The sequence below is a fragment of the Streptomyces marinisediminis genome (genome assembly GCF_026262575.1).
GTDB lineage: Bacteria > Actinomycetota > Actinomycetes > Streptomycetales > Streptomycetaceae > Streptomyces > Streptomyces marinisediminis.
The window spans coordinates 65178-77097 of the sequence record NZ_JAPKFL010000022.1 but is presented as its reverse complement, the minus strand read 5'-3'; the positions used below and the strand labels follow the sequence as shown (position 1 = coordinate 77097).

Below are 11920 nucleotides of genomic sequence, written 5' to 3'. Positions count from 1 at the left end.
GGGCGGCGGGTGGCGCGGGCGCCCGCGTCCGGGCCCGGTCCGCGGTACCGGTGCCGCGCGCTCCCGGTCGGACGCGGGCACCGCGCCGCCCGCCGAGGTGTCCGCACACCCGGTGGCGGTCCCGCGTCGTCCGGTCGGCGCAGTCCAGGGAGCGGGGAAGCTGACGGCCGCTCAGGATGAGGCGCAGGGTCCACCGCACCACCGCACCGGGAGAAGCGCCGTGAACTTCAGCTACGAGCAACTGCGCCGCTGCACCGTCGCCGTCGATCTGGGCGCGGACCGGACGCGGGTGTACCTCAAGCAGTCGGGCATCGTCGTCGACGAGCCGTCCGTCGTCGCCGTGAACACCCGCTCCGGCGCGCTCATCGCCGTCGGCGCCCCGGCCGAGCGGATGACCGGGCGCACACCGCCGTTCATCAAGGTGGTGCGGCCGGTCGCGGACGGCACGGTCAACGACGTGCAGATGGCGCAGCGCATGGTGCGGGCGCTGGTGGGCGAGAAGGTGCGGCGCGCGTGGCGGTACCGGCCGCTGGTGCGCGCGGCGGTGTGCGTCCCGCACGAGGCCGACCCGCTCGCCCAGCGCGCGGCCGCACAGACGCTGGCCGGGCTCGGCTGCCGCCGGGTGGAGCTGGTGGACGGCCTGGTGGCGGCGGCCGTCGGCTGCGGGCTGCCGGTCGAGCAGCCCGAGGCGTCGATGATCGTGCTCTTCGGCGCGCAGACGACGCAGGTGGCCGTGTTGTCCCTGGGCTCGATCGTGGCCGCGACGTGCGTCCCGGTGGGCGGGGAGACGCTGGACCTGGCCATCGGCCGCCACCTGCGCAACCGGTACGGCCTCACGCTGCCGACGCAGGCGGTGCGCGCGCTGCACCAGCAGACCACGGACGAGGCCGGCCGCTTCCCCGCCGAGCCGGGCGCCGTCGTCGTGCACGGCCGCGACATCGGCACCGGGCTCGCCCGGACGGTGCAGATGGCGGCCCACGAGGTGCACGCGGCGGTGCACGGGCCGATCATGACGGTGCTCGACGCGATCCGGGCGGTGCTGCACCGGTGCGCGCCCGATCTGGTGGCCGACCTGGTGGACCAGGGCGTCATGCTGGCCGGGAGCAGCGCGCTGCTGCCCGGCCTGGACGAGCGGCTGCGGCAGGCGACGTCGATGACGGTGCGGGTCGCCGACGACCCGGCGGCCGGGGCGGTCAAGGGCGTCGCCGCGATGATCGAGGGCCGGGTCCGTCCGCTGGTGGTGGGCGCCGACATCGCGCCGTGAGCCGGGACCGGCTCCGGGCGCCGCACCCGGTGGGCTGACGAGGCGTCGGCCCGCCGGGTGCGGCGCGTGGTCGGCCCGGCCCGCGGTGGGCGGGGCCGGCGGCGGGCTGTGCCGGGGCGCCCGGACCTGTGGCGGCCTGCGGCGGCGTGCGTGCCGCGGCCTGCGGCGGCGTGCGTGCGGCGGCGTGCGGCGGCGTGCGTGCGGCGGTGTGCGGGCGCGTGGTCGGGCTGCGGGTGGCTGGCCTGCGCGGGCCGGGCCCGCGGTGTCAGGCCGCGGGGAGGCGGAAGCGGCGGGCGCGGGGGCGCGGCTGCGGGCCGATGACGCCGGGGCCGGGGTCGAAGCCGATGTCGGCGGGCTCGTCCGAACCGGTGAGCACGTGGAAGAGGCGCTGGGCGTCGTCGGGCAGGTCGCGGCGCCACCCGAGGGAGACGACCGGCCACAGCGCCAGCATGCCGCCGGTCAGCCAGGAGGTGACCTGGACGCCCACCCGGCAGCCGGCGCCCTGCGGCCACAGCCGGAAGTCGTAGCGCGGCACCTGGCTGCCCAGCGGCGTCCACATGCGCTGGCCGAGGAACCCCAGGCGCCGGTCCGTCTCGAAGGAGCAGCACTCCAGCCGGAAGTCGCGGTGCCGCCCCGGGAAGCGGTAGCGGTAGACGCAGCCCGCCCCGCACCGGGGGCCGAACGGATCGGTGCCGCGGATCTCCATCACGCCCGAATGCCACCGGGGGAGGTTGCGGCCGTCCGAGAGGAAGGCGAACACCTCGTTCACCGGCAGGGGGATGGACACATAGACCTGCACCTGCGGCATTGCGGCACCTCCTACGAGCGGGGTGCGCACCGGTACGGCGCGCACCCGCTCCCCGACCCGGGTGTCCTGGATGACTTCCAGGTTGTAGGTAAATGCCCACTGGTGCCGCTTTTGATTGGGCCGTTCGGGCGACGGCTGACCCGGCCGGCCGATCCGGCCCGCCGAGACGGCGCACACGGCGGATCAGCCGACACAGCCGACGCGACCGGCCCCCGCCGACCCAGCCCACACGCCCGACCCAGCCCACACGCCCGACACGGCACGCACGGCGGCGCGCGTCAGGCGCGGCGGACCCGTCGGCCGCACCGGACCCACCCGGCGCGGCCGGGACCGCCGGTCCGCCCCGGCACTACTCCGCCGGGACCGCCAGGAGCAGGGCGAAGCGCTCGTCGGCGTCCGTCCACCAGTGGCGCACCGTGAAGCCGGCGGCGGCCAGCTCGGCCACCAGGGGCTCGCGGCGGAACTTCACCGAGATCTCCGTGCGCAGCTCCTCACCGCGTTCGAAGTCGACGGCGAGGTCCAGCGCCGGCACGGGCACCGTCTGGGCCAGGCGCGAGCGCAGGCGCATCTCGACGCGCTCGCGGTCGGCGTCCCACAGCGCCCGGTGGTCGAAGGCGTCCGGGTCGAACGCGGCGCCCAGCTCGCGGTTGAGCACGTGCAGCACGTTCTTGTTGAACTCGGCCGTCACGCCCTGGGCGTCGTCGTAGGCGGGGACGAGGACATCGGGGGACTTCACCAGGTCCACCCCGAGCAGCAGCGCGTCGCCCGCCGCGAGTTGCGGGCGCAGGGCGGCGTAGAAGGCGCGGCGCTGCGCGGTGTCCAGGTTGCCCAGGGTGCCGCCGAGGAACGCGACCGCCCGCGGCCCCGGGCCCGCGCCGGGGAGGGTCAGGTCCACCTCGTAGTCGGTGACGGCGGCGGTCACCGTCAGCCCGGGGTAGTCGGCGGTGAGGGCCCGTCCTGCGGCGGCCAGCGCGTCCTCGCTGACGTCCAGCGGCGCGTAGCGCTCCAGCGTGCCGTGCGCGGTGAGGGCGTCCAGCAGCAGCCGTGTCTTGCGCGAGGAGCCGGAGCCCAGTTCGGCCAGGGTGCGGGCGCCGGTGGCGGCGGCGATCTCGGCGGCCCGCTCGGCGAGGATGGCGTGCTCGGTGCGCGTCGGGTAGTACTCGGGCAGCTCGGTGATGCGCTCGAACAGCTCGCTGCCCCGGCCGTCGTAGAACCACTTGGGCGGCAGCGTCCTGGGGCGCTCGGCCAGGCCCTTGAGCACGTCGGCGCGGAGCGCGTCGGCCTGGTGTCCTGGGGGCAGCCTGCGGGTGAGCGTGAAGCGGTCGGTGGCGGGGGCGGACTGCGGGGTCGTCATGGTGTGGGCGTCCTCTCGGGCTGGGCGCGGTGGGCGGGGAGCGGCGCGGAGTCGGCCGCCTGGTCCAGCGGCCAGGACCGCACGGAGCCGGGCGTGGCCAGCAGCAGGGAGTCCTCGGGCACCTCCTGCCAGCCGTCGGCGGCGTCCGGCTCGGAGGCGACGCACACCCCGCCCTCGGCCGCGCGGTACCACAGGGTGTCGCCGTGGCGGGTGGCGGCGATGGCGCGGCCGTCGGTGAGCAGCAGGTTCAGCCGCGCGCCGGGGCGCACGGCGGCGGTGCGCCGCACCAGGTCGGCCAGGACGGCGCCGGGCGGTTCGCCCGCGGCCAGCCGGGGCCGCGCGAGCGCCCACAGCAGCGCGGAGTCGCAGCGGGACTCCAGCTCCAGCAAGGTGGCCGCCGACGGGCGCGCACCGAGGTCGTCGGGGAGGCGGGTCCAGTGGGAGACGGCGCCGTTGTGGCTGAACAGCCAGTCGCCGTCCGCGTAGGGCGCGGCGGCGGACTCGTCCTGGCTGGTGCCCGGCGTGGCGTCGCGGACGGCGGCGAGCACCGCGTGGCTGCGCACCGCGCGGGCCAGGTCGGGCAGGTTGCCGTCGGCCCAGATGGGCACCGCGCGGCGGTAGCGGGCGGGCGGACCGTCGGCCGGGTACCAGCCGACGCCGAACCCGTCGGCGTTGACCGTGCCGTACCGCTGCCGGCGCGGGGCCCAGGACTGCTCGAACAGCCCGTGCGGGACGCCGGTGAGCAGCCGCGCCAGCGGCACCGGGGGCCCGACGTAGGCGAGGTGGCGGCACATCAGGCCCGGCCCCCCTCGGCGGCGGAGGCGTCGCGCGCGGTGCGGAACCCGGCGAAGATCTGCCGCCGCACGGGGTAGTCCCAGTTGCGGAACGTGCCGCGGCAGGCGACCGGGTCGGTGCCGAAGGAGCCGCCGCGCAGCACCTTGTGGTCGGGGCCGAAGAAGACCTTGCTGTACTCGTCGTAGGGGTGGGCGGTGAAGCCGGGGTAGGCGGTGAAGTCCGACGCCGTCCACTCCCACACGTCGCCCAGGAGCTGGCGGGCCCCGCTGGGCGCGGCGCCCGCGGGGTAGGCACCGGCCGGGGCGGGCTCCAGGTGGCGCTGGCCCAGGTTGGCGTGCTCGGGGCCGGGCGCGGCGTCGCCCCAGGGGTGGCGGCGCGAGCGGCCGGTGGCCGGGTCGTGCCGGGCGGCCTTCTCCCACTCGGCCTCGGTGGGCAGCCGCCGCCCGGCCCAGCGGGCGAACGCGTCGGCCTCGTACCAGCTCACGTGGAGCACGGGCTGCTCGGGGCGCACCGGTTCGACGGTGCCGAAGCGCCGCCGCACCCAGCCCGCGCCCTCGCGCCGCCAGAACAGCGGTGCCCCGATCCCGGCTCCGCGCACGTACTCCCAGCCCTCCGGGTGCCACCAGCGCGGGTCGTCGTAGCCGCCCGCTTCGATGAACTCGGTGTAGGCGGCGCAGGTGACGGGCGTGGTGTCCAGCCAGAACGCGGGGACGTCCACCCGGTGTGCGCCGCGTTCGTTGTCCAGCGCCCACGGGTCGGTGTCGGTGCCCATGGTGAACGGGCCGCCGGGGACGAGCACCTCGGCGGGCAGGGGCCGGCCGGTCGGGGCCGCGGGCGGCGCCGGGGCGTGCAGCACGGCCGGGCCCCGCCGGAGCTGGTGGGTGGCGAGCATCGTCTCGTCGTGCTGCTGCTCGTGCTGGGCCACCATGCCGAAGACGAACGCGGCGCCGGTGAGCCCGTCGCCGTCCAGCGGCGCCCGCTCCAGCACCTCCAGCGCCTGCGCGCGGACCTCGGCGGCGTAGCGGCGGGCGGCGTCCGGCGGCAGCATCGGCAGGGTGGGCCGGTCGGCGCGGGGGGTGCGGAAGGCGTCGTAGACGGGGTCGAGGTCGGGCCGTACGCCGGGGCGGCCGTCCGCCTCGCGCAGCAGCCACAGGTCCTCCTGGTTGGCGATGTGCGCCAGGTCCCACACCAGCGGGGACATCAGCGGCGAGTGCTGTGCGGTGAGCCCGGCGTCGTCCAGGCAGTCGGTCAGGACCCGGGTGCGGTCCCGGGCGGTGGTGAGCGCGGCCCGGGCCCGCGCGCGCAGTGTGGCGTCGTCCAGGGCGGGCGCGGGGGCGGTGGGCCGCGCGGTGGTCCGGTGGCCGGGGTGGCTGGGGGTGCTCGGGGCGGGCGTCGCGGGCATCACAGGGCTCCTCGGTGGACGTCGGCGGGGCAGCGGCCCCGGTCGGCGTAGCGCTCGGCGAACTCGGCGACGGCGCGGTGCGCCGGGCCGTCGGCGGCGGAGTCGGCCAGGGCCGACTCGGCGGCGGCCACGCAGGCGCGCACGGCCGGACCCAGCAGCGGGTCGGCCGGGCCGTTGCGCGCGGCGCGCAGCCACAGGCCCGGGCCGTGCGCGAGCGGGGCCAGCGGCTCGGTGGCGGCGCTCGCCGCGGCGGCGGCTCGGGGGTCGTCGAGCAGGGTCGCGGCGACGGCCAGCGCCGCGATCCAGCCGTCCCCCGGCTGCGCGTCGATCATGCGCAGCTCCAGCCAGCCGCGCGGACGCACGGGCGGGAACAGGGTGCTGAGGTGGTAGTCGACGTCGGCCCGGGTGGGCGGGCGCTCACTGTGCCGGCCGCGCAGCCAGTCGCGCAGGGTGAGGCGGGGCGGCGCCGTCCAGTCGGCCTCCTCGCCGCGCGGGCCGGGGGAGGGGCGGCGCAGGCAGAGCAGGGGGGCGTCCAGCGCGTAGCGGGCCCACTCCGCGCGGGGCGGGCCGGCGGCGTGCGGCGGCCGGGTGCGGTCGGGGTCGGCGCGCGCCCACACGCGCTGCCGGGTCGAGGCCCAGCCGGTGGGGCGGCCGCGCCACAGCGGGGAGTTGGCGAAGGCGGCCACCAGCACGGGGCCGAGCCGGTGGACCAGCCGCCAGCGCTCGCGGTACCCGGTGGGGCCCGGGCCGTCGTCCCCGGCGTCCAGGCTGACCTGCACGGCGGCGGTGGAGCGCATCATGACCCGGCCCCAGGGGCCGTGCCGGTCGAAGTGGGCCTCCATGGCCCGGTAGCGCGGGTGGTCCAGGACGCGCGGCGGGGTGTGGAAGGGGTTGAGGCCGTGCCCGTGCAGGACGGCACCGGCCGGGGCCAGCGCGTCGCGCAGGACGGCGAGGTCGGCGGCGGCCAGGCGCACGCAGTCGCTCAGCGACTCGCCCGGTGCGCTGCTCAGCTCCACCTGCCCGCCCGGTTCGCGGGTCAGCCGGCCGCCGCCCGGCAGGCCGCCCGGGGCCAGCAGCGGGGCGAGCGCGGCGTCGAGCCGCTCAGCGGGCACCGCGCGGGCCGGGTCCTCCCGGTCGCGCACGTGCCACTCCAGCTCCACCCCGACGCGGCGCGGCGGGCCCGTCTTGAAGCAGATCCCGCCGATGTACGCGGCGGCCTGCGCCTCGCTCAGCGCGTCCGGGGGATCGGGGGGCCCGCTCCCGCGGCCGGGCGGCGGGGCGGGGGGACCGGCGTCCCGCAGCACTGCGTCCATGGCAACTCCTCCCGGAACCGCGGTTCCTGGTCGGGCACTGGGCACACAATCAGCTTCCTTGCCCGGCGGGGCGGCAGGGTGAAACATGCCGCGGTGGGGACCTGCGGAAACGCGCTCCCCGCGCGGCGTCCTACCGTGGCGGCGCCCCGGAGCGCCGGGAGAGGTCGATGACGGAGAACACCGCGCCCTGCTGGTCCGCGACGCCGGCCAGCCGCCCGCCGGGGGTGTCCACGGGGCCGTGGACGAGGCGTCCGCCCAGCCGGGGGACGGCGGTGACGGCGGCGTCGCAGTCGTCCACCGCGAAGTGGACGGCGGTGTGCGCGGGCGTCCGGACGGGCCACCGCGCGTCCATGCGGCAGCGCGTGGCGACCGGCGTGCCGCCGACCTCCCAGACCACCCGGTCCGCGCTCGCGCCGGGGGCCGGGCGGGGCCGCAGGCCGGGGAAGACGGCCGGGTAGAAGGCGTCCACCGCCCCGGCGTCGCGGGTGCGGACCTCCGTCCAGGCGTACGTGCCCGGCCCGCCGCGCGCGGCGAACCCGGGACGGGTGCCCGGCTGCCGGACGCCGAAGACCGCGCCGCCGGGGTCGCGGGCCACGCACACGCGGCCGAAGCCCGCCACGTCCACCGGGGCCACCAGCAGCTCGCCACCGTGCTCGCGGACGCGGGCGGCGGTCGCGTCGGCGTCGTCGGCGGCGTAGTACAGGGTCCACACGGCGTGCGGCGCCTCCGGGTCCGGCGTCCGCGGCGTCCGGGGCACCAGCGCCGCCACGGCCCGGTCGTCGCGGAAGGCGCCGGTGCGGGTGCGGGGCGCCGCCGGGTCCGCGGCGTACGTCCAGCCGAACAGCTCGCCGTAGAAGTGCCGGGCCGCCGCCAGGTCGGGGACCACGGCGTCGGCCCAGCACGGCACGCCATCGGGATGCGCGGCCATGTGTCCACCTTTCGACGGGCGACACCGACCACGCTAGCGGCGCTCCCCCGACCCCGCCCGCCGAGCCGCCTCGCCCCGGCGCCGCGGGGCGGGCGCGGCCGCGCGCCCGCCTACCGGCTCGCCCCGCGGACGCCGGAGAAGGCGGCCGGGGAGGTGGCCGGTGTGGGCGGGCGCGCGGGTCCGGACGCGGGAGGGGCCGGAGGCGTGCGGGTGCCCGCGGGGCCGCCCGTCGGCGCCGTCGCGGTCGCGTCCCCGCGTCGGGCGGGCATCCCGGGACCGGCGCCGCGACCGGCCCCGGCCCTGCTCCCGCCGCGCCGGGACGGCCGCGGGGGGAGGGGGCCACCCGCTTCGGTCCGGCCCGCCGGTCGGCGTACCGGGCGAGGACCGCACGCCGCCGCGCGTGCTTCGCGAGCCCGCTCCGCCTCGGGGCCGTGGTCAGACGCGCCCCCCGCGGGCCCGGATGCGGGCCACCGCCGCCTCGACGCCGATCGCGTCGACCGTCCGTACGCCCTTCGCGCTGAGCGTCAGCCGCACGTGGCGCCCCTCGCTGGGCAGCCAGTAGCGCTTGCGCTGGATGTTGGGGACGAAGCGGCGGGGCGAGCGCCGGTGGGAGTGGGAGATCCGCCGGCCGAAGGTGGGCGTGCGGCCGGTGAGCTGGCAGTGGGCGGACATGGGACTCCTTGATGAAAACGGTTTTCGTTTGCTGTACGGTACCCCGTATGGCACGCGATGACATCCGCCCGGTGATCAAGCTGCGGTCCACGGCGGGCACCGGCCACACCGACGTCACCCGCGAGAACCGCCGGAACGACCCGGACCGGCTGGTGCTGCGCACGGACGACCCCGTGGTGGGCCGCCGCGTCGCGTTCCGCGAAGAGCGCTGACCCCGGCAGGCAAGGAGCACCCCATGAAGCCCGGCATCCATCCGCCCTACGGCCCCGTCGTCTTCCGCGACCGGGCCGCGAACTTCGCCTTCCTCACCCGGTCCACCGCGACCAGCGACAAGACCGTCGAGTGGGAGGACGGCGTCACCTACCCGGTCGTGGACGTGGAGATCTCCTCGGCGAGCCACCCCTTCTACACCGGCACCGCACGGGTGCTGGACACCGCGGGCCGCGTGGAGCGGTTCGAGCGCCGCTACGCCGCCGCCCGGCGCGGCGAGGCCCGCTGATGCTGCCCGTCGTCCTGGTCGGCGGCCTGCACGCCGACGCCCGCCGGGCCGCCGTCGAGCGGCTGCTGGCCGCCGTGCCCGGCAGCGTCGCCCTCCACCACGACCTGTCCGACGCGGCGCGGCTCGGCTTCCTCCCCCGGAGCGTGCGCGAGGCGCGCGGCCGGCTGGACGCCGGCGAGGCGCCGCTGGTCAACGACTGCACCTGCTGCGCGCTGCGGGAGGACCTGGTGCCGGAGCTGCGCCGGCTCGCCGCGGCCGGGTCGGCGCGGCTGGCCGTGGTGGAGCTGTGGGACGCGGTGGAGCCGAAGTCCGTGGCCGAGGCGGTGGACCGCGGCGGCGGCGACGCGCTGCGGCTGGCCGCGGTGGTCACCGCCGTCGACCCGGCCCTGCTGCTGCCCTGCCTCGGCAACGGCGACGACCTCGCCGCGGCGGGCCTGGCGGTCGCGGCCGGCGACCAGCGCACGGTCGCCGACACCTTCGCGCGGCAACTGGAGTACGCCCCGCTGCTGGTGCTCGCCGACGGCCCGGAGCCCGGGGACGCCGAGGACGCGGCGCTGCTGCGCCAGCTCACCCCCGGCGCCCGCGTGCTGTCCGTCGCGGACGCCGCCTTCCCCGCCGCCGTCACCGCGCCGGGGGCCGTCTTCGACGTGGCGGCCGCCGCCGCCCGGCAGCACCCGGCCTGCGCGCGGCTGCCGCAGGACACCGGCGGGGTGCCCGGCGCCGAGGACGCGGGGGTCCGCACGCTGGTGTGGCACCGGTGGCGGCCCTTCCACTCGGGTCGGCTGCGCGCGGCGCTGGAGGACCTGTGCCGCGCCGCGGTCCGCAGCCGCGGCCGGTTCTGGCTCGCCGACCGCCCGGACACGCTGCTGAGCTGGGACGCCGCCGGGGGCGCGCTGTGCGTGGAGGACGCCGGCCCTTGGCTCGCCGCGGTCCCGGACGCCGCCTGGGAACTGGTGCCGCCCACGCGCCGGGTCGCCGCCGCCCTGGACTGGCACCCCGAACACGGCGACCGCGCCCAGCACCTGGTCTTCACCTCGCCGGACCTGGACCGCGAGCACCTGGCCGCGCTCCTGGACTCCTGCCTGCTGACGGACGCCGAGTACGCGGGCGGCCGGTCCGCCTGGCAGCGCCTGCCCCGCGCCCTCGACCCCCTGCTCGACCCCGTCACCTGACCGGCCCGGCCCGGCCCGGCCCGACCCGGACCGGTCCGCTCCGGCCCGCCCCGCCCCCGGCGCGCGTCCGCCGTGCGCGCACCGTCCCGCGCGCTCGCGCGCGGCCCCGCCCCGCCCCACTTAGAGGAGGCCCCGTGCCCCGGCGCGAGTCCCGCAAGCCCGCCCGCCCCCGGCCCAACCCGCTGGACGCGGCCGGTATCACCTACGTCGACTACAAGGACACCGAGCTGCTGCGGAGGTTCATCTCCGACCGGGGCAAGATCCGCGGTCGCCGGGTCACGCGCGTCACGGCGCAGCAGCAGCGGCAGCTCGCGCGGGCCGTGAAGAACGCCCGCGAGATGGCGCTGCTGCCGTACCCCTCGCGCTGAGCGAACGGGTGTGCCGGGGGCTCCGGAGGGAACCCGCACCTGTGCACGCACGTCTACCCGGGCGTAGTCGGCCCGCGACCCACTGTCGTGCACGTGCATACGCACGTGCAGTTGCAATTGAACGACGTTATGATCCCGGGAAGTTGACCGCTCAGTATGGTTTCAACGATCCCGGGAGCTCCCTATGCAGCAGGCGTACAACGGCATGGCCGCGGCGGACCTCCGCGGGGTCGACTGGCAGAAGAGCCGGCACAGCAACTCGCAGGGCACCTGCGTGGAGTTCGCGAAGCTGCCGAGCGGGGACGTGGCGGTGCGCAACTCCCGGTTCCCCGACGGCCCCGCCCTCGTCTACACGCCGGCCGAGGTCGAGGCGATGCTCCTGGGCATCAAGGACGGCGAGTTCGACCACCTCGTCACCTGAGGGGCCGCCGTCCCTCGCGGCTCCGCGCCGAATCGTTCCTGCGCGGAGCCGCCGCTCCGGCGCGACCGGCATCCGCCCGGCCCCGCGCGGCACGGCCCACGTCGGGAGCGGCCCCGCGCCGGGCGCGGCGCCGCGCGGGGCCGCGCCCGGCGCGGGGCCCGGCGCGGAGCTACGCGGCGGGCCCGGTGCGGAACAGCGCCCACACCACCTTGCCGGGCAGCGTGCCGTGGAGCGGCTGCCAGCCCCAGCTGTCGCTGAACGCGTCGACCAGGAACAGGCCCCGGCCCGACTCGGCGGTGTCCGGGCCGAATCCGGCCAGGTCCGGGTTGCCGGAGACGGGGGCCTCCCGGCTCGGGTCCCGCACCGCGCACACCAGGCGCGACGCCCACCGCATCAGGTGCAGCCGCACCGGGGGGTCGGTGGCGCCACCGGGTGCCACCGGCTTCAGGCCGTGCCGCAGCGCGTTCGTCACCAGTTCGGAGACCGCGAGGGTGACGTTGTCACAGTGGCTCTCCAGCCCCCAGCCCGCCAGCGTGGCGCGGGTGAACTCCCGGGCCGTGCACACGGCTTCGTAGTGCGCGGGCAGCGCGCACGAGGCGGAGCCGGACAGGGTGCCGGGGTCGGGCGGGGGGAGGCTGCGCCATAACGGGTCGAGCACCGTCGTTCCCTCAGTACCCATGAACGACGTCCCCCTGACTGTGACGACGGAGCGTCCCCGATGGGCCGGGGACACCCAAACCTGTTGGCACTACGTGCACTTGGGCTATCCCCATGGTTCCCAATGCCCGCACCGGATGCAAGGGCAGATGCACGTGCACGGAGAACTTTCGATCCTGTGTAACCACATGGGCACGCAATGAAGCGCAAAGATGGCAGACTGCACCCCGGGTCGGGGGTGCTTGTCTGATCAGATAAGGAGCGTTC

General features: G+C 77.4%; 14 protein-coding genes. 6 read left to right on the top strand and 8 right to left on the bottom strand.

Annotation, left to right across the window (positions count from 1 at the left end):
* The first annotated feature begins 220 nt into the window (after positions 1-220).
* Positions 221-1264: a rod shape-determining protein gene (locus tag OSB71_RS18245; protein ID WP_265949329.1), complete on the top strand. Its 1044-nt coding sequence runs from the start codon at positions 221-223 to the stop codon at positions 1262-1264.
* A gap of 265 nt (positions 1265-1529) precedes the next feature.
* Here OSB71_RS18245 and OSB71_RS18240 read toward each other — a convergent pair whose 3' ends face one another.
* From OSB71_RS18240 to rpmB, 7 genes are all read right to left on the bottom strand, one after another.
* A complete protein-coding gene (locus OSB71_RS18240) occupies positions 1530-2072 on the bottom strand; it encodes an SRPBCC family protein (protein ID WP_265949328.1) in 543 nt (180 codons plus the stop codon).
* A gap of 349 nt (positions 2073-2421) precedes the next feature.
* A complete protein-coding gene (egtD, locus tag OSB71_RS18235; protein ID WP_265949326.1) occupies positions 2422-3426 on the bottom strand; it encodes an L-histidine N(alpha)-methyltransferase in 1005 nt (334 codons plus the stop codon).
* Positions 3423-4220, bottom strand: coding sequence for an ergothioneine biosynthesis protein EgtC (gene egtC / locus OSB71_RS18230; protein WP_265949324.1), 798 nt, complete (start codon positions 4218-4220; stop codon positions 3423-3425). Before egtC ends, egtD begins: the two co-directional genes overlap by 4 nt.
* The gene (gene egtB / locus OSB71_RS18225) at positions 4220-5623 is read right to left on the bottom strand and encodes an ergothioneine biosynthesis protein EgtB (protein ID WP_265949323.1); all 1404 of its coding nucleotides are present in this window, start codon (positions 5621-5623) and stop codon (positions 4220-4222) included. Before egtB ends, egtC begins: the two co-directional genes overlap by 1 nt.
* On the bottom strand, positions 5623-6936 hold the full coding sequence (gene egtA / locus OSB71_RS18220; RefSeq protein ID WP_265949321.1) for an ergothioneine biosynthesis glutamate--cysteine ligase EgtA: 1314 nt from the start codon (positions 6934-6936) through the stop codon (positions 5623-5625). The genes egtB and egtA overlap by 1 nt, the downstream gene beginning before the upstream one ends.
* A 130-nt stretch (positions 6937-7066) precedes the next feature.
* Complete coding sequence (locus OSB71_RS18215; protein ID WP_265949320.1) at positions 7067-7864, bottom strand: VOC family protein; 798 nt, start codon at positions 7862-7864, stop codon at positions 7067-7069.
* Between the two features lie 435 nt (positions 7865-8299).
* Positions 8300-8536: a 50S ribosomal protein L28 gene (gene rpmB / locus OSB71_RS18205; protein ID WP_265949317.1), complete on the bottom strand. Its 237-nt coding sequence runs from the start codon at positions 8534-8536 to the stop codon at positions 8300-8302.
* A gap of 47 nt (positions 8537-8583) precedes the next feature.
* On the opposite strand from rpmB, the gene rpmG reads away from it, so the two are divergent.
* The 5 genes from rpmG to OSB71_RS18180 all read left to right on the top strand — a co-directional run bounded on the left by rpmG (position 8584) and on the right by OSB71_RS18180 (position 10996).
* On the top strand, positions 8584-8748 hold the full coding sequence (gene rpmG / locus OSB71_RS18200; protein ID WP_265949315.1) for a 50S ribosomal protein L33: 165 nt from the start codon (positions 8584-8586) through the stop codon (positions 8746-8748).
* Positions 8749-8771: 23 nt separating this feature from the next.
* Positions 8772-9035 carry a type B 50S ribosomal protein L31 gene (locus OSB71_RS18195; RefSeq protein ID WP_265949313.1) on the top strand — a complete coding sequence of 88 codons (264 nt, stop codon included), beginning with the start codon at positions 8772-8774 and terminating at the stop codon, positions 9033-9035.
* A complete protein-coding gene (locus OSB71_RS18190; protein WP_265949311.1) occupies positions 9035-10207 on the top strand; it encodes a CobW family GTP-binding protein in 1173 nt (390 codons plus the stop codon). The genes OSB71_RS18195 and OSB71_RS18190 overlap by 1 nt, the downstream gene beginning before the upstream one ends.
* 134 nt (positions 10208-10341) lie before the next feature.
* Positions 10342-10575: a 30S ribosomal protein S18 gene (gene rpsR / locus OSB71_RS18185; protein ID WP_265949310.1), complete on the top strand. Its 234-nt coding sequence runs from the start codon at positions 10342-10344 to the stop codon at positions 10573-10575.
* Positions 10576-10759: 184 nt separating this feature from the next.
* Positions 10760-10996, top strand: a complete 237-nt coding sequence (locus OSB71_RS18180; RefSeq protein WP_265949308.1) for a DUF397 domain-containing protein — start codon at positions 10760-10762, stop codon at positions 10994-10996.
* A 169-nt stretch (positions 10997-11165) separates the two neighbouring features.
* Here OSB71_RS18180 and OSB71_RS18175 read toward each other — a convergent pair whose 3' ends face one another.
* Entirely contained in the window at positions 11166-11675 is a 510-nt protein-coding gene (locus OSB71_RS18175) for an ATP-binding protein (protein ID WP_265949307.1), read from the bottom strand.
* Positions 11676-11920: the final 245 nt, after the last annotated feature.